General features: G+C 60.5%; 17 protein-coding genes. 12 read left to right on the top strand and 5 right to left on the bottom strand.

The annotated features are described in order from the left end of the window. Positions 1–124: 124 nt before the first annotated feature. Positions 125–370 (bottom strand): TIGR02647 family protein, encoded by a 246-nt coding sequence (locus QLG10_RS00170; RefSeq protein WP_110748088.1) that lies wholly within the window; start codon positions 368–370, stop codon positions 125–127. An 85-nt stretch (positions 371–455) separates the two neighbouring features. Beyond that, complete coding sequence (locus QLG10_RS00165) at positions 456–752, bottom strand: hypothetical protein (RefSeq protein ID WP_110748085.1); 297 nt, start codon at positions 750–752, stop codon at positions 456–458. A gap of 125 nt (positions 753–877) precedes the next feature. On the opposite strand from QLG10_RS00165, the gene QLG10_RS00160 reads away from it, so the two are divergent. Then, positions 878–1,537, top strand: coding sequence for a glutathione S-transferase (locus QLG10_RS00160; protein ID WP_282485232.1), 660 nt, complete (start codon positions 878–880; stop codon positions 1,535–1,537). Between the two features lie 108 nt (positions 1,538–1,645). Here QLG10_RS00160 and argH read toward each other — a convergent pair whose 3' ends face one another. Beyond that, entirely contained in the window at positions 1,646–3,040 is a 1,395-nt protein-coding gene (argH, locus tag QLG10_RS00155) for an argininosuccinate lyase (protein ID WP_033039373.1), read from the bottom strand. 452 nt (positions 3,041–3,492) lie between these two features. Between argH and QLG10_RS00150 the strand changes: the two genes are divergently transcribed. From QLG10_RS00150 to rsd, 7 genes are all read left to right on the top strand, one after another. Next, on the top strand, positions 3,493–4,239 hold the full coding sequence (locus QLG10_RS00150) for a LytTR family DNA-binding domain-containing protein (RefSeq protein ID WP_282485231.1): 747 nt from the start codon (positions 3,493–3,495) through the stop codon (positions 4,237–4,239). A gap of 138 nt (positions 4,240–4,377) precedes the next feature. Then, a complete protein-coding gene (gene hemC, locus QLG10_RS00145) occupies positions 4,378–5,319 on the top strand; it encodes a hydroxymethylbilane synthase (RefSeq protein ID WP_248679078.1) in 942 nt (313 codons plus the stop codon). Continuing rightward, complete coding sequence (locus QLG10_RS00140; protein WP_248679077.1) at positions 5,316–6,083, top strand: uroporphyrinogen-III synthase; 768 nt, start codon at positions 5,316–5,318, stop codon at positions 6,081–6,083. The genes hemC and QLG10_RS00140 overlap by 4 nt, the downstream gene beginning before the upstream one ends. 16 nt (positions 6,084–6,099) lie before the next feature. Further along, a complete protein-coding gene (locus QLG10_RS00135; protein ID WP_110748071.1) occupies positions 6,100–7,248 on the top strand; it encodes a uroporphyrinogen-III C-methyltransferase in 1,149 nt (382 codons plus the stop codon). Next, positions 7,245–8,483, top strand: coding sequence for a heme biosynthesis protein HemY (locus QLG10_RS00130; RefSeq protein ID WP_282485230.1), 1,239 nt, complete (start codon positions 7,245–7,247; stop codon positions 8,481–8,483). Before QLG10_RS00135 ends, QLG10_RS00130 begins: the two co-directional genes overlap by 4 nt. Before the next feature lie 228 nt (positions 8,484–8,711). Beyond that, positions 8,712–9,263 carry a disulfide bond formation protein B gene (locus QLG10_RS00125; RefSeq protein ID WP_110748067.1) on the top strand — a complete coding sequence of 184 codons (552 nt, stop codon included), beginning with the start codon at positions 8,712–8,714 and terminating at the stop codon, positions 9,261–9,263. Between the two features lie 176 nt (positions 9,264–9,439). Continuing rightward, positions 9,440–9,898, top strand: a complete 459-nt coding sequence (gene rsd, locus QLG10_RS00120; RefSeq protein WP_179054471.1) for a sigma D regulator — start codon at positions 9,440–9,442, stop codon at positions 9,896–9,898. A 61-nt stretch (positions 9,899–9,959) separates the two neighbouring features. Here rsd and QLG10_RS00115 read toward each other — a convergent pair whose 3' ends face one another. After that, a complete protein-coding gene (locus QLG10_RS00115; RefSeq protein WP_110748064.1) occupies positions 9,960–10,625 on the bottom strand; it encodes an FKBP-type peptidyl-prolyl cis-trans isomerase in 666 nt (221 codons plus the stop codon). Positions 10,626–10,817: 192 nt separating this feature from the next. Here QLG10_RS00115 and QLG10_RS00110 point away from each other — a divergent pair, with 192 nt between their 5' ends. Next, a complete protein-coding gene (locus tag QLG10_RS00110) occupies positions 10,818–11,969 on the top strand; it encodes an AlgP family protein (RefSeq protein WP_282485229.1) in 1,152 nt (383 codons plus the stop codon). On the opposite strand, the gene QLG10_RS00105 is transcribed toward QLG10_RS00110, so the two are convergent. Beyond that, positions 11,966–12,430 (bottom strand): TIGR02444 family protein, encoded by a 465-nt coding sequence (locus QLG10_RS00105; RefSeq protein ID WP_110748058.1) that lies wholly within the window; start codon positions 12,428–12,430, stop codon positions 11,966–11,968. The two genes, QLG10_RS00110 and QLG10_RS00105, sit on opposite strands and share 4 nt — an antisense overlap. Positions 12,431–12,480: 50 nt before the next feature. Between QLG10_RS00105 and QLG10_RS00100 the strand changes: the two genes are divergently transcribed. The 3 genes from QLG10_RS00100 to rhtB all read left to right on the top strand — a co-directional run bounded on the left by QLG10_RS00100 (position 12,481) and on the right by rhtB (position 15,833). After that, positions 12,481–14,391, top strand: a complete 1,911-nt coding sequence (locus tag QLG10_RS00100; RefSeq protein ID WP_008066418.1) for an ATP-binding cassette domain-containing protein — start codon at positions 12,481–12,483, stop codon at positions 14,389–14,391. Further along, a complete protein-coding gene (locus QLG10_RS00095; protein WP_179054467.1) occupies positions 14,391–14,972 on the top strand; it encodes a mechanosensitive ion channel family protein in 582 nt (193 codons plus the stop codon). Before QLG10_RS00100 ends, QLG10_RS00095 begins: the two co-directional genes overlap by 1 nt. A gap of 228 nt (positions 14,973–15,200) precedes the next feature. After that, positions 15,201–15,833 (top strand): homoserine/homoserine lactone efflux protein, encoded by a 633-nt coding sequence (rhtB, locus tag QLG10_RS00090; RefSeq protein WP_033040668.1) that lies wholly within the window; start codon positions 15,201–15,203, stop codon positions 15,831–15,833. The last annotated feature ends 70 nt before the right edge of the window (positions 15,834–15,903 follow it).

Here is a 15,903-nt window from a genome sequence, read left to right as displayed (position 1 = left end):
CCCGGGACTTTTAAGCTGATTTTTTATTTCCGGCGTCAGATTTGTATCGCGTGACGAAAGCGGGCAACAAAGTGCGCCCGCGGAAATCCTTGAGCAGGAGTTTCCGTGGGCGGTGCAGGGGAATTCAGGCTGTTTCTTCGGCTTTCAGAATGGTAAGCACGGTTTGCACATTTTGTGCGGCATCACGGCCCAGGCTGGTCAGATAGCCGCCATCGGGCTGGTCGATCAGATCTTTTTCAAACAGGCGTTTGGCAGCGGCAATGTGTTTCGGGGCAGCGGTCTGATGAATTTTCAAACCTTCCTGGGAACTGTCCAGGTTGAAGAGTGCGAGGACTTCCAGTTCGGCAACCAACTCAGGGGTAAGCGACATAAGGACTCCAGACTTTCTAGGAATTTGGCGACAGCGTCCCTAAGGTGATCCCACTTGTGCGGCATGTCCAGTGTTCGTGACAGGGTTATTTCTTTTCCGGCGGTAGCTCGGGCAGAGCCCGCAGCGCGGCTTCGTACCATTCGGTATTGAACGCGCGGTCTTCTTCGAGGATCGCGTCGATTTCCACCGCAAGTACGTGGGCCATCAGGTTGAGGATTTCCTCGCGCTCGTAACCCACCAGCGTCAGCTTGTTGAAGGTCGCTTTTGCGGCTGGAGGGTTCTCGCTTTCGATCTGGTTCTCGATCGCTTCGATCAGCGTGTTCTCGGCAAACTCTTCGTCATCGAGATCATCTTGGTTGGTGCCGGGGGTTGGCTCGCTCATGGCAGGCTCCTCATGGGAAAGACGACCAGTTTACCTGCATTCAAGGCCGTGATGCTGCTAGCGAGAATAGCGATGGCGTTCTATAACAGGCACTGCCAACCCCTGCACGGCCTGGAGGCTATGTGATGCTCAAGCTTTATGGTTTTTCCGTCAGCAACTACTACAACATGGTCAAGCTGGCGCTGCTGGAGAAAGGACTGCCGTTCGAAGAAGTGCCGTTTTACGCCGGCCAGAGCGCTGAAGCGTTGGCCATCAGTCCACGCGGCAAGGTTCCGGTACTGGGCGTCGACCAAGGTTTCATCAATGAAACCAGTGTGATTCTCGAATACATCGAACAAACCCAGAAAGGCACGCCGCTGCTGCCAGGTGACCCCTTTGAACGTGCACAGGCGCTGGCACTGGCCAAGGAGATCGAGCTGTACATCGAACTGCCGGCGCGGGCCTGCTACCCCCAAGCTTTTTTCGGTGCGACTGTGCCGGACGCGATCAAGGAAAAAACCAAAGTCGAACTATTGCAAGGTGTTGCGGCGCTAGGCCGTCATGGAAAATTCAAGCCCTACGTGGCAGGCGAAAACCTCAGCGTGGCGGATTTGTATTTCCTGTACAGCGTGCCGCTGGCGTGCGGAGTAGCGAAGAAGCTGTTCGATATCGATCTGCTGGCGGAACTGCCGGCAGCCAAGGCGCTGCTGGAGCGTCTGGGCGATAACCCGAATGTTCAGCGAATTGCGGCGGACAAGGAAGCGGCAATGCCAGCGTTCATGGCGATGATCGCGTCCAAGAAGTAGATTGTAGTGTTCTGAAACCAGTCATCGCGAGCAGGCTCGCTCCCACAGAATTTGATGTGTGAACACCATCCAATGTGGGAGCGAGCCTGCTCGCGAAGCTTTTAGCTTTTAGCGGCTGGCGAGCAGTGCCTGGCCGCGCGCCACGGCGGCCTTCACCTGCGCCGGCGCTGTCCCGCCGATATGGTTACGGGCATTGACCGAACCTTCCAGGGTCAGCACGGCAAACACGTCCTGATCGATCTGGTCGCTGAACTTGCGCAGCTCTTCCAGGCTCATTTCCGCCAGGTCCTTGCCGTTTTCCACGCCGTATTTCACGGCATGGCCAACGATTTCATGGCAGTCGCGGAAAGGCAGGCCGCGGCGCACCAGGTAGTCGGCCAAGTCGGTGGCAGTGGAGAAACCGCGCAGGGCTGCTTCGCGCATCATCGCGTGCTTTGGCTTGATCGCCGGGATCATGTCGGCAAAGGCACGCAGCGAGTCGCGCAGGGTGTCAGCGGCGTCGAACAGCGGTTCCTTGTCTTCCTGGTTATCCTTGTTGTAGGCCAGGGGCTGGCCTTTCATCAAGGTCAGCAGACCCATCAGCGCGCCGAATACACGACCGCTCTTGCCACGCACCAGCTCCGGCACGTCTGGGTTTTTCTTTTGCGGCATGATCGAGCTGCCGGTGCAGAAACGGTCCGGTAGATCGATGAACTGGAATTGCGCGCTGGTCCACAGCACCAGCTCTTCGGAGAAGCGCGACAAGTGCATCATCGCGATGCTGGCCGCCGAGCAGAACTCGATGGCGAAGTCGCGATCGGACACGTTGTCCAGCGAGTTGCCGCCCACTGCGTCGAAGCCCAGCAGTTGGGCGGTGTATTCGCGGTCGATCGGGTAGGTGGTGCCGGCCAGCGCGGCGCTGCCCAGTGGCATGCGGTTGGTGCGCTTGCGGCAGTCGACCAGGCGCTCGTAGTCGCGGCTGAGCATTTCAAACCAGGCCAGCATGTGGTGCCCGAAGGTCACCGGCTGAGCTGTCTGCAGGTGAGTGAAGCCAGGCATGATGCTGCCCGCTTCGCGCTCGGCCTGCTCCAGCAGGCCTTTTTGCAGGCGGGTGATTTCGCCGAGGATCAGGTCGATTTCGTCACGCAGCCACAGGCGAATGTCGGTGGCGACCTGGTCGTTACGGCTGCGGCCGGTGTGCAGTTTTTTACCGGTCACGCCAATGCGGTCGGTCAGGCGTGCCTCGATGTTCATGTGCACGTCTTCGAGGTCGACGCGCCAATCGAACTGGCCGGCCTCGATTTCACCCTGGATGGTCTTCAGGCCATCGATGATGCTGTCGCGCTCGGCATCGGTCAGCACACCGACCTTGGCCAGCATGGTGGCATGGGCGATCGAGCCCATGATGTCGTGGCGATACAGGCGCTGGTCGAAGGTGACGGAGGCGGTGAAGCGGGCGACGAAGGCGTCGACGGGTTCACTGAAGCGGCCGCCCCAGGACTGATTGGTCTTGTCAGTGCTCATGAATTCGCTCGTATCGGCTGTAGAAAGATGGCGTTGAAAGCTGCCGCGGATAATAACAGGGTTGCCAATCCTGTCGCTGGCACTGGTCGACTGGTTTTCATTGCCCGGGGTGTCAGAGCCTGTGTGCGAATAATTTGCACAACGATATTTTTCAATTGAGCAATAACGTTCCGGCAACCGTCTACAGTTGGACAGTAGGATGAGCGCACTTCTCGGTGCGCAAGAGGACTATAAGAAGAGGGGGTGTTCATATTGCGTATCAGCAAACCCTGTGGCGATGTGTCGCCAAAGCGGGCCTGGGCCGCTAATCGCCCGGCAGATAAAAATTTAGCTGCCCGACCAGCGGCACTTTTTGACGCTCGCGCTAGTCTTAGCGTGGATCGCGGTGACGGACGTCACTTCACCTGTCTACGCTATCCTTGTGCGAGACTCACGCAGGAATCCAGCGCAATATGAATGTCCTGATCGTTGATGACGACCCCATTGCCCGCGAGCGCCTGAGCCGAATGGTTGGCGAGCTCGAGGGATACAGTGTCCTGGAGCCCAGCGCTACGAACGGCGATGAAGCGTTGGCACTGATCGACAGCCACAAGCCGGATATCGTGCTTCTCGATATCCGCATGCCAGGCCTCGATGGCCTGCAAGTGGCCGCGCGATTGTGCGAACGTGAAACCCCGCCCGCCGTGGTGTTTTGCACGGGGCCCGATGAATTTGCCGTGGAAGCCTTACAGGCCAGCGCCGTAGGCTATCTGGTGAAACCTGTGCGAACTGAACAATTACATGACTCGTTGAAAAAAGCCGAACGGCCCAATCGTGGCCAGCTCGCCGCCCTGACTCGCCCTGCCGCCGAAAGTGGCAACGGCCCGCGCAGCCATATCAGTGCTCGTACCCGCAAGGGGATCGAGCTGATCCCGCTGGACCAGGTGGTCTATTTTATTGCCGACCACAAGTACGTGACCTTGCGTCACGAAAGCGGTGAGGTGCTGTTGGATGAGCCGCTCAAAGCCCTTGAAGATGAGTTCGGTGACCGTTTCGTGCGTATTCACCGCAACGCACTGGTCGCTCGCGAGCGCATCGAACGGTTGCAACGAACACCGCTGGGGCATTTCCAGCTGTTTCTAAAGGGCCTGAACGGCGATGCATTGATCGTCAGCCGACGCCACGTGGCCGGCGTGCGGAAAATGATGCAACAGCTTTGATTCGCTGGTTGCTGGCGGACTTCACACCCGATTGCCGGATATCCGGGGCCAGGGAGGCCGAGTAGTTTCTGATACAAGTCAAAGTGGATTTGGCTGAGCTGTTATTATCCGCCGTATCTATTCAGTACGGATTGATCCATGTCCTCTCGCCAGATCCGCATCGCCACCCGCAAAAGCGCTCTTGCCCTGTGGCAGGCCGAATATGTCAAAGCCCGTCTGGAACAGGCCCATCCGGGTCTGCTCGTGACCTTGGTACCCATGGTCAGTCGCGGCGACAAGCTGCTCGACTCACCCCTGTCGAAAATCGGCGGCAAGGGCCTGTTCGTCAAGGAACTGGAAACCGCGCTGCTGGAAAACGAAGCCGACATCGCCGTGCATTCCATGAAAGACGTGCCGATGGACTTCCCCGAAGGTCTCGGCCTGTTCTGTATTTGCGAGCGCGAAGACCCTCGCGATGCATTCGTGTCCAACACTTACACCAGCCTTGATGCATTGCCTGCGGGCAGCATCGTTGGCACGTCGAGCCTGCGCCGCCAGGCCCAGTTGCTGAGCCGTCGTCCGGATTTGGAGATCCGCTTCCTGCGCGGCAACGTCAACACGCGCCTGGCCAAGCTCGACGCCGGCGAATACGACGCCATTATCCTTGCGTCCGCCGGCTTGATCCGGTTGGGCTTTGAGGATCGCATCACCTCGGCCATCAGTGTCGACGACAGCCTGCCGGCGGGTGGCCAGGGCGCAGTGGGCATCGAATGTCGCACCGCCGACAGCGAAATCCACGCACTGCTCGCACCGCTGCATCACCAGGACACCGCGACCCGCGTGAGCGCCGAACGTGCCCTCAATAAACACCTCAATGGCGGCTGCCAGGTGCCGATCGCCTGCTACGCCGTGCTTGAGGGTGACCAGGTCTGGTTGCGTGGCCTGGTGGGCGATCCGAGTGGCGGCCTGCTGCTCAGTGCCCAGGCCCGAGCGCCGCGTGGTGACGCCGAGGCGTTGGGGGTGCAAGTGGCCGAAGACCTTTTGAGCCAGGGCGCCGCCGAAATTCTGAAAGCGGTCTACGGCGAGGCAGGCCACGAGTGACGGGCTGGCGCCTGCTGCTGACGCGTCCGGCGGATGAGTCGGCGGCGTTGGCCAGTCTTTTGGCCGACCAGGGGATTTTCAGCAGTAGCTTGCCGCTTTTAGACATCGTGCCGATCCCTGTCTCTGACACAATCTGCGAAGTGATCCGCGAGCTCGATCGCTACAGTGCGGTGATTGTGGTCAGCAAGCCCGCTGCGCGAATCGGCGTCGAACTGCTCGAGCGATTTTGCTCTCAAGCACCGCGTGTAAAGTGGTTTAGCGTCGGCTGCGCGACGGCACGGATTCTTCAGGATCACGGCATGGACGTGAGCTTTCCGGAGGAGGGCGATGACAGCGAAGCCTTGCTCGAGCTTGCGAGTTTGCGCGAGGCTCTCGCCGGGCCTGATCCGCGTGTGCTGATTTTGCGCGGGGAGGGTGGGCGTGAACTGCTGGCTGAGCGTTTGCGCGAGGCAGGTGCTAGTGTCGAGTATCTGGAGTTGTACCGCCGCGAGCTGCCGCAATACCCCTCGGCAGCCCTGGAGCAGCGGATCGAAACGGAACGCCTGAATGCACTGGTGGTCAGCAGTGGACAAGGTTTTGAGCACCTGCATCAATTGGCTGGCGATGCCTGGCCGCAGTTGTCGCGGTTACCGTTGTTTGTACCAAGCCCCAGGGTCGCCGAGCTGGCACGTGCCGCCGGAGCCCAAACAGTTGTGGATTGTCGTGGCGCCAGCGCCACGGCATTGCTGACGGCGTTGCGGGAGCATCCCGAACCCGTTCTCTAATGCAAAGGATGGATACGTGAGCGAAACAGCCTTGCCAAAAGATGACGTCCGGCCAGTGCTTGAAGCGCCGGTTGATGAAATGCAGCCGCCACCTGCTGCGGTGCAGCGCCGCGGCAATGGGCTGGCCATCGTTGCGCTGTTGCTGGGCGCTGCCGGTGTCGCGGTGGGTGGTTGGGGGGTCTGGCAGGTGCGTCACCTGCAAGCGATCAACCAACAGCAGTTGGGTCAGGTGCAGGCATTGAGTGACGAGGCACAGAGCCTGAAACTCAATGATCAACGCCTGAGCGCGCGTCTGGAGCAACTGCCCGGCGCCGATGTGCTGGAAGAGCGCAGTCGGCTGGTGATTCAGCTTCAGGGTGATCAGCAGCGACTCAATCAACGCCTGGAAACCGTCCTTGGCGCCAGCCGCAAGGATTGGCGCCTGGCAGAGGCCGAGCACTTGCTGCGTCTGGCCAGTCTGCGCCTCTCGGCGCTGCAGGACATCAGCAGCGCCCAGGCCCTGGTGCAGGGCGCCGATGAAATTCTCCGTGAGCAGAATGACCCTGGCTCCTTCGCCGCTCGCGAGCAGGTGGCGAAGACCCTGGTGGCCCTGCGCAGCACCGAACAACCGGATCGCACCGGTTTGTTCCTGCGACTGGGGGCGTTGCGCGACCAGGTGATCAACCTGACCGAGCTTGCACCCGAGTACAAGGATCGCGGCGAATCCTTGCTGGGACTGACCGCCGATGGCGACGGCGCCAGCCGCTGGGCGCAGTGGTGGGATCAGATCTCGCGCTACATCCGTATCGATTTCAATGCCGACAAGAATGTTCGTCCTTTGCTGGCCGGGCAGAGCCTGAGTCAGGTTCGCCTCGCCCTGAGCCTGGCGCTGGAGCAGGCGCAATGGGCTGCGCTCAACGGTCAGGCAGCGGTGTATTCACAAGCACTGGCAGAGGCGCGGGATGTGCTCAAGGGCAACTTCAACCCCGACAATCCCCAAAGCAAAGTGATGCTCGAACAGGTAGCGGAACTGAGCAAGCAGCCGGTCTCCGTGGTCACGCCGGACCTGACTGGCACCCTGAGCGCGGTCCAGGGCTATCTGGAGCGGCGTAACGTCAACGCCGAGGACTCGATCAAGCCGCTGGCCAAACCTGCCGCGAATGCCGCGCAGGAGGCCACCCCATGAAACGCCTCTATGTGATCGTGTTCCTGGCCATTGCGGCTGCGGCTGCGCTGGGCTTGGCCATCGCCGAGCATTCAGGTTACGTCCTGATCGCCTACAAGAGCTTTCGCTACGAATCGAGCCTGTGGGCAACCCTGGCACTGATCGCCGTTCTCTGGCTGGTCTTCTGGGGGATCAAGGCGTTGATCGAACTGGTGACGACCTCCGGTGGCGTGGTCAACCCGTGGTCACGGCGCAATCGCAGTCGCCGGGTCCAGGTGGCGATAGAGCATGGGCAACTGGACCTGGCCGAAGGTCGCTGGGCCAGCGCGCAACGTCACTTGCATCGGGCCGCGGAAGCCGAGCGTCAGCCGCTGCTTTACTACCTCGGGGCGGCGCGGGCTGCGAACGAGCAAGGTCGCTACGAAGAAAGCGACAACCTGCTGGAGCGTGCCCTGGAGCGTCAGCCCCAGGCCGAGTTGGCGATTGCCTTGAATCACGCGCAGTTGCAGACCGATCGTGGTGATACCGAGGGCGCCCTGGCGACCCTGCAGGCGATGCATGAGCGCCACCCGCATAACGCACAGACGCTGCGTCAGTTGCAACGCCTGCATCAGCAGCGAGGTGATTGGTCGGCAGTGATTCGCTTGCTGCCTGAGCTGCGCAAGGACAAAGTCCTGCCAGCGGCTGAACTGGCCGAACTGGAGCGCAGGGCCTGGGGTGAGAACCTGTCCCTGGCGGCGCATAAGGAAGTGGAAGGGGGGCTCGGTTTACAGGCGCTCGATCGCGCGTGGCAACAGCTGACCTCGGCTCAGCGCCAAGAGCCGCAATTGGTGCTCGCCTATGCCGAGCAGCTGCGGCAACTGGGGGCCCAGGTGCAGGCCGAAGAGGTCTTGCGCACGGCGCTCAAGCGTAACTATGACAGCCATCTGGCGCGCCTTTATGGATTGGTGCGCGGCAGTGACCCGGCTCGCCAGCTGCAACTCGCCGAGGGCTGGCTCAAGGATCATCCGACAGATCCCGGCCTGTTGCTGACGCTGGGTCGCCTGTGTCTGCAAAACAGCCTGTGGGGCAAGGCCCGGGATTATCTGGAAAGCAGTCTGCGGGTACAGCGCAACCCGGAAGCATGCGCCGAACTGGCCCGCCTGCTGGCACAGATGGGAGACACCGAACGCAGCAACCAGCTATTCCAGGAAGGCCTGGGCTTGCTCGATGAGCGCTTGCTGGCGGCACCGTTGCCGGTGCTGGCCCGCGTTTGACCCCTGAGAAGGATCGCTCGAATGGGCGATCCGCTGCTCCAGAGTCTGTCGGAATTCTCCCTTTACAATCCCGCTTCAGCAAAGTCCTACAGACCATTGCATCTGATCCTCCGATGCCTGTCGGGATTTCCTAGCGTATTTGCTGAAGTGTCTGCATCTGCCCGCCTTGTAAGGGTTGCGCGGTTTCCACTACCGTAGCTGTCGGACTCTTATTGTTACGGAAACGCCATGTCGTTGGCCTGCCCCCGCTCCCTGTTTTTCACTGTATTCATCGCAGGCGCCCTGGCCTTGGGCGTTTCCTATTACCTGGAATATGCGGTCGGCCTCCAGCCATGTGGCTTGTGTCTGTTGCAGCGGGCTTGCCTGGCGCTGCTGACCGGTTTGAGCCTGATAGCTTCGGTGCACGGTCCCGGTCGCCTGGGGGCCTTTGTGTATTGGCTGCTCGGGCTGTTCTGCGGCCTATTGGGCACATTCACGGCCTGGCGCCAGGTATTGCTGCAAAACGACCCAGTGCATCAACTATCCGCCTGCTCGCCCGACCTGGCCGAGGTATTTACCAGCGCCCCGTGGTTACGGGTTGCGCAGCAGTTGTTCCAGGGTGCCGTCGACTGCCCGCGGATAGCCTGGACGTTGTTCGATTTGAGCATTCCGGAATGGAGTCTGCTGTTCTTCGTAGCGGTGATGATTCCGGGAATTTATCAGCTGATACGCCTGGTCTTGAGCGCCAGCAGACGACCGCTCGGCGGCGAGTCGTCGCATCGGGTGCTTGCCAAAGATTAAACACTTGTATGAACTTTATCGTCTGAGTACCTTGAAGCCACCGTCGTGCGGGCATAATCTGGCCCGCACGTGTCATTGGATTTATGTTGCTCGATGACGCTCTGCCTGGTCGATCTTGATTCTCAAGTGTGTGACAGGTGTAGAGCAGCATGACCCACAAGGGAAGAGAGACCGCCATGCTCGAAAGTTGTCAGAATGCTCAGGAACGTTGGGGTGGAGTTCATCTGCTGATTGACCGCTGGTTGCAGGAGCGTAAAGAGCTGATCGATGCGTACGACAAGCTCGGAGCAAAACCTGAGGCACTGTCCGAGAACCGCAAGCCCTTGCAAGAGTTCTGCGGCGTCCTGGTCGATTACGTATCCGCCGGCCATTTCGAGATCTACGAACAATTGACGGGGGAGGCCAAGGCCTTCAACGACAAGCGTGGCCTGGAGCTCGCCGAGACCCTCTACCCACGCATCGACGTCATCACCGAGAAACTTCTCGCGTTCAACGACCTGTGCGATGCCGGGAAGTGTGTTGCTGATGAGTTCAAGACGCTGGGTGGCTTGCTGCATGAGCGCTTCGAACTGGAAGACTGCCTGATCGAAGTGCTGCATACCGCTCACAAGGAAGAAGATTCGGTTCAGGCCTGATCGCTCTCCCCGCAAAACCTGAAAACGGTGCGCCATGGCGCACCGTTTTTCGTTTGTGCTTTCAGCTGGAGGCGTCGCGCAATTCGACTTCGAATACCAGGGGAGTGAAGGGGGCGATCAGGTCGCCGGCACCGTCGGCGCCATAAGCCTGTGCCGATGGAATCACCAGGCGCCATTTGGCGCCGACCGGCATGTTTTGCAGCGCGCTGCGCCAGCCGCTGATCACGCTATCGAGACTGAACCACTGTGGTTGATTGTTCTGGTCGAACACTGTGCCGTCAGGAAGTCTTCCGATGTAAAGCACCTGCACCTTTGCGTTTGGTCCGGCCTTGATGCCATTACCTGGTGCCAACTCGGTCAGCAGTATTCCATCCGCCAATTCGCGAACGCCAGGTTTGGCTTTTTCCCTGGCGAGAAATTTTTGCTCGTTTTCCAGCGCCAACGTGTTTTGCGGCGCAGGCGTCTGCGTGCTCACCCGCGTTTCGTGCTCGCTCAGAATCTGTTCGATCTGCTCGTCCTTCAACGCCAGTGGCTTGCCTTGATAGGCCTGCTGCAATCCATCGACCAGTGCCTGAATCTGCAAGTCAGGAACCTCTTGGCGCAAGCGCTCGCCGAGACTTGCGCCCAGGCTGTAAGCGAGATCGTGAGCGTCTTTTTGCGGGTTTTTTTCGGCGGCTTGAGCCGCGGAAAAAAACACGCAAAACGATAAAAAAAGGTAGCGCGACATCGGCACTCTCCAGCCTGGGATGCGGCCGATTATGCCAGTGCGAATGCATTCAAAGGTGAACTGCTTTTGCGCCAGCGCAGAACATTTTCAGTTCGTTGCAACGCAGCGCTTTGGTTACTGTCAAGATGCCCTAGCGGCGGTAGCAGCAGAGGTCTAGTATGAGCCGCACTCACCCCAGCCAGGAGGTAAACCATGTCGGCCACCAAGAAGCCTGTAAGTACTCCGTTGCACCTGCTCCAACAACTCTCGGGCAGCCTGCTCGAGCATCTGGAAAACGCTTGTTCCGAAGCTTTGGCTGATGCCGAAAAATTGCTCGCCAAACTGGAAAAGCAGCGCGGAAAAGCGCAAGAGAAACTGCACAAATCCCGCACCAAATTGCAGGACGCAGCGGCGGCCGGAAAGGCCAAGGCGCAAGCCAAGGCCAAGGGCGCGGTAAAAGAGCTCGAGGACCTGCTTGATGCACTCAAGGATCGTCAATCGGAAACTCGCGGCTACATCCTGCAACTCAAGCGCGACGCCCAGGAAAGCCTGAAACTGGCCCAGGGTGTTGGTCGCGTTCAAGAGGCTGTCGGCAAGGCGTTGTCCCTGCGTTCGGCCAAGCCAGCTGCGGCTCCTGCGAAGAAAGCCGCTGCCAAACCGGTTGCTGCAAAAGCACCGGCCAAGCCTGCCGCCAAACCTGCCGCCAAGGCACCGGTGAAAGCCGCAGCCAAACCTGCTGCAACCTCTGCAGCGAAAAAACCTGTCGCGGCCAGTGCTGCAAAACCGGCTGCTAGAACCGCTGCTGCCAAACCTGCTGCCAAGCCAGCTGCTGCTAAAACAGCGGCCGCGAAACCGGCTACCAAAACCGCAGCTGCGAAACCTGCCGTAGCCAAAACCGCAGCCGCGAAACCAGCCGCAAGAACTGCCGCTGCGAAGCCGGCTGCGAAACCTGCCGCCAAACCTGCCGTGGCGAAAACCGCTGCCAAGCCTGCTGCAAAACCAGCAGCCAAACCGGCGGCGAAAGCAGCTGCGAAACCTGCCGCGAAACCTGCTGCAAAACCAGCGGCTAAGACGGCTGCAGCGAAACCAGCCACTGCCGCAAAACCTGCCGCTGCGAAACCGGCAGCAAAACCCGCCGCTGCCAAGCCAGCAGCAAAACCGGCAGCAAAACCAGCAGCGAAACCTGCCGTGAAAAAACCGGCCGCTGTTGCCAAGCCGGCTCCGGCCCCAGCTGCCAAGCCAGCGACGCCAGCGCCATCCGCTTCGGCTGCTCCTACGCCGACAGCAACAACCTCGACAGCCTCCACCGCGCCAACGCCAGTGGCACCGTCGAACTCCAGCACCAACCCAACCAGCGCTTCTTAAGTGCCGGTTACCGCGACGCGCAGCTGATGCAGCGCGTCGCGGTGCAGGTGGGCGGCCTCCGCCGTCACACCTTCCAGCCAGATCGCCAGATCGGTCGCGACACCGTGCGGCCAATCCCGAGACGATCGCTCCAGGCGCAACAGCAGATTTCTCTCAGCCTCCAATTCAAGTGCCTTGACCTGTTCGCGCAGCAAGTGCAGCTCGGCATCCTGTGCGGCGGCAACCTTCCACTGCACGCGCAGCGCCCGCAACGGTTGCACGACATCGACGTCCCAGGCTTGCGCCACACCGCGAAGTTTCTTCAGGCGCTGTTCATCGCAGGCGACCCCCCGCTGTCCCAGCCATGCCGCGCACAGAAGCAGACACACACTGACGCCGGCCGCCTGCATTTGCAGGCATGCCCGTTCAACGCCCGGACGGGCATAAAGGGTCAGGGAAAAGCTCCACAGGTCAGAGGACATAGTGCTACTCGCGCCAGTTGCGAGCGAAGCTGGTAGACTCCGCCGCCATTATGATTCGACTTCAGAACCTGACTTTACAGCGTGGCCCGCAACGTCTGCTAGAAGACGCCGAGCTGACGCTGCACGCCGGCCAGAAAGCCGGCCTCATCGGTGCCAACGGCGCCGGCAAATCGAGCCTGTTCGCCTTGCTTCGGGGTGAGCTGCACCCGGACTCGGGCGATTGCTTCCTGCCGGCAGACTGGCGTATCGCCCACATGCGCCAGGAGGTCGACACGCTCGAACGCCTGGCGGTCGACTACGTGCTCGATGGCGACTTGCGCCTGCGCCAGGTGCAACGTGACCTGGCGGCAGCCGAAGCGGCCCATGACGGTGCCGCACAGGCCCGCTACCACTCCGAGTTGGACAGCGCCGACGGTTACACCGCCGACGCCCGCGCGCGCAAGCTGCTGGCGGGCCTGGGCTTCACCAACGAGCAGATGGATCGCCAGGTCGGCGACTTCTCCGGTGGCTGGCGGATGCGCCTGAACCTGGCGCAGGCCTTGATGTGTCCTTCGGACCTGCTGTTGCTCGACGAACCGACCAACCACCTGGACCTCGATGCCATCATCTGGCTCGAAGAGTGGCTCAAAAGCTATCCCGGCACCTTGATGCTGATTTCCCACGACCGGGACTTCCTCGATGCCGTGGTCGATCACGTGGCTCACGTCGACCAACGCAAGATCACCCTCTATCGCGGCGGCTACAGCGCCTTCGAGCGTGCCCGTGCCGAACGCCTGGCCCAGCAACAACAGGCCTATGAGAAGCAGCAGGCGCAACGTGCGCACATGGAAAGCTACATCGCCCGCTTCAAGGCCCAGGCGACCAAGGCCCGCCAGGCCCAGAGCCGGATCAAGGCCCTGGAGCGCATGGAGGAGCTGACGGCGGCGCACGTCGACTCGCCGTTCGACTTCGTCTTCCGCGAGTCGCAGAAGATTTCCAGCCCGCTGATCGACCTGTCCGACGCCCGCCTGGGTTACGGCGAGAAAACCGTGCTGGAGAAGGTCAAGCTGCAACTGACCCCCGGCGCGCGCATCGGCTTGCTTGGCCCGAATGGCGCCGGTAAATCGACCTTGATCAAAAACCTTGCCGGTGAGCTCTCGCCGCTGGCGGGCCGCTTGACCCGTGGCGAAAACACCGTCGTTGGTTACTTCGCCCAACACCAGCTTGACTCCCTGGATGCCAAGGCCAGCCCGTTGCTGCACTTGCAGCGCCTGGCGCCAACCGAGCGCGAACAGACCCTGCGCGATTTTCTCGGCGGCTTTGACTTCCGCGGCGCGCGGATCGACGAGCCAGTACTGAATTTCTCCGGTGGCGAAAAGGCGCGCCTGGCGCTGGCGCTGATTGCCTGGGACCGGCCGAACCTGTTGCTGCTCGACGAACCGACCAACCACCTGGACCTGGAAATGCGCCTGGCGCTGACCATGGCCCTTCAGGAATTCAGTGGTGCGGTACTGGTGGTCTCCCACGATCGCCATTTGCTCAAAAGCACCACCGACAATTTTTATCTGGTAGCAGACGGCAAGGTCGAGGAGTTCGACGGCGACCTGGAGGACTACACCCGCTGGTTGGTGGAGTATCGCCAGCGCAATGCGCCGGTCAGCAACACCCCGGTCAACCCGGACAAGACCGACAAGAAAGCCCAGCGTCAGGCTGCCGCTGCATTGCGCCAGCAACTGGCGCCGCACAAGCGTGAGGCTGACAAGCTCGAAGCCGAGCTGGGCAAGCTGCATGAGAAACTCGCAAAGATCGATGCCAGCCTTGGCGACAGCGATATCTACGAGCCGATGCGCAAGAACGAGTTGCGTGACCTGCTGGCCGAGCAAGCCAAGCTGAAGGTGCGCGAAGGGGAGCTGGAAGAAGCCTGGATGGAAGCCCTGGAACTGCTGGAAAGCATGCAGGCGGAGCTGGAGGCGCTGTCTTGATGGAGGCCTTCAGGCTGCCGCTGCCAGCGATGTGGATCGAGCCGATCTGGCTCGGTGTGCAAATCCTGCTGATCCTGCTGGCGGGCTACATCGCCCAGCGTTTCGTTGCCAAGTGCCTGACCCGCCTCGGTGAGCGCTATCCGTTTCCGCCGCAGTTGCTGATGCCGCTGCGCGGCGGCCTGCGTTGGCTGATCATGGGCAGTGCATTGATTTTCGTGCTGGAGCGTCTCGGGGTTTCTGCCACGGTGCTCTGGACGGCGCTGTCGGGGTTCGTCGCGGTGGCGGCGGTGGCGTTTTTCGCCATGTGGAGCGTGCTCTCCAATCTGTTGTGCGCGATTCTGATTTTCACCGTCGGCCCGTTTCGCCTGGGCGATGTGGTCGAGTTAGTGGACACCACCGACAAGCCGGGCGTCAAAGGCCGGGTAGTGGCGATCAATCTGCTGTACACCACGTTGATCGAGGCTGAAGAGCTGGGTACTGGTAGCGCGATGGTGCAAGTGCCCAACAGCTTGTTCTTCCAGCGTTCGGTGCGGCGTTGGCGCGGGACTGATGTGTTTCCTTCCAGCGGGTTTGAAAAGTAGGCCTTCTGTTGCCTGATACACCGCCTTCGCGAGCAGGCTCGCTCCCACACTCGACCAGGTTCAATCTGGAGAGACGCAAGCCAAGGTGGGAGCGGGCTTGCTCGCGAAGGGGGCCTAACGGCATACAACGCTGGTCGGCAGTCGCCATTTCCTTCAAAAAATCGGTAGTCATCCACCCAAAGCCGCATTAGCTTAGACACCTGTCACGAGTCCGAGTCGAGGTGTGCAATGGAGCTTCAAACATGGCTGGCGTTTTTTGCCGCCTGCTGGGTGATCAGTCTTTCTCCCGGTGCCGGCGCCATTGCGTCAATGTCCAGTGGCCTGCAGTACGGTTTCTGGCGCGGCTACTGGAACGCCCTGGGCCTGCAGTTGGGCCTTGCTGTGCAGATTGCCATTGTTGGCGCCGGTGTCGGCGCGATTCTCACGGCGTCGGCCACGGCTTTCCATGCGATTAAATGGTTCGGTGTGGCCTACCTGGTTTATCTCGCCATCAAACAATGGCGTGCGCTACCCAGCGATATGAGCGATGACGCGGCGATCCGGCAGATTGGCAAGCCGATGGCCCTGGTGTTCCGAGGCTTCCTGGTGAACATTAGCAATCCCAAGGCGTTGGTGTTCATGCTGGCGGTGTTGCCACAGTTCATTGATCCGCACGCGCCACTGCTGATCCAGTACGTGATCATTGGTGTCACCATGGTCTGCGTGGACCTGATCGTCATGGCCGGTTACACCGGTTTGGCTTCCAAGGTGCTGCGTATGTTGCGCACACCGAAACAGCAACGGCGCATGAACCGTACCTTTGCCGGGCTGTTCATTGGCGCGGCGGCGTTCATGGCCACCCTGCGTAAAGCCGCGGTTTAAACATCAAGCACAAAAAAGGCGACCTCTTCAGGTCGCCTTTTTCGTTTATGCGCTGTCGTGCAATCGACGA

Source organism: Pseudomonas sp. V98_8, assembly GCF_029967975.1.
GTDB classification, from domain to species: domain Bacteria; phylum Pseudomonadota; class Gammaproteobacteria; order Pseudomonadales; family Pseudomonadaceae; genus Aquipseudomonas; species Aquipseudomonas umsongensis.
Note: the sequence above shows the minus strand (reverse complement) of the source record. Positions and strands in the feature narration are given on the sequence as shown.

Bases quoted from the DNA above. Each gene is read 5' to 3' on its own strand.
- QLG10_RS00115 (WP_110748064.1), bottom strand. From the start codon at position 10,625: ATGTCGCGCTACCTTTTTTTATCGTTTTGCGTGTTTTTTTCCGCGGCT.
- hemC (WP_248679078.1), top strand. From the start codon at position 4,378: ATGTCCTCTCGCCAGATCCGCATCGCCACCCGCAAAAGCGCTCTTGCC.
- QLG10_RS00110 (WP_282485229.1), top strand. From the start codon at position 10,818: ATGTCGGCCACCAAGAAGCCTGTAAGTACTCCGTTGCACCTGCTCCAA.
- argH (WP_033039373.1), bottom strand. From the start codon at position 3,040: ATGAGCACTGACAAGACCAATCAGTCCTGGGGCGGCCGCTTCAGTGAA.
- QLG10_RS00150 (WP_282485231.1), top strand. From the start codon at position 3,493: ATGAATGTCCTGATCGTTGATGACGACCCCATTGCCCGCGAGCGCCTG.
- QLG10_RS00170 (WP_110748088.1), bottom strand. From the start codon at position 370: ATGTCGCTTACCCCTGAGTTGGTTGCCGAACTGGAAGTCCTCGCACTC.
- QLG10_RS00100 (WP_008066418.1), top strand. From the start codon at position 12,481: ATGATTCGACTTCAGAACCTGACTTTACAGCGTGGCCCGCAACGTCTG.
- QLG10_RS00105 (WP_110748058.1), bottom strand. From the start codon at position 12,430: ATGTCCTCTGACCTGTGGAGCTTTTCCCTGACCCTTTATGCCCGTCCG.
- QLG10_RS00125 (WP_110748067.1), top strand. From the start codon at position 8,712: ATGTCGTTGGCCTGCCCCCGCTCCCTGTTTTTCACTGTATTCATCGCA.
- QLG10_RS00160 (WP_282485232.1), top strand. From the start codon at position 878: ATGCTCAAGCTTTATGGTTTTTCCGTCAGCAACTACTACAACATGGTC.
- QLG10_RS00130 (WP_282485230.1), top strand. From the start codon at position 7,245: ATGAAACGCCTCTATGTGATCGTGTTCCTGGCCATTGCGGCTGCGGCT.
- QLG10_RS00165 (WP_110748085.1), bottom strand. From the start codon at position 752: ATGAGCGAGCCAACCCCCGGCACCAACCAAGATGATCTCGATGACGAA.
- rhtB (WP_033040668.1), top strand. From the start codon at position 15,201: ATGGAGCTTCAAACATGGCTGGCGTTTTTTGCCGCCTGCTGGGTGATC.
- QLG10_RS00095 (WP_179054467.1), top strand. From the start codon at position 14,391: ATGGAGGCCTTCAGGCTGCCGCTGCCAGCGATGTGGATCGAGCCGATC.
- rsd (WP_179054471.1), top strand. From the start codon at position 9,440: ATGCTCGAAAGTTGTCAGAATGCTCAGGAACGTTGGGGTGGAGTTCAT.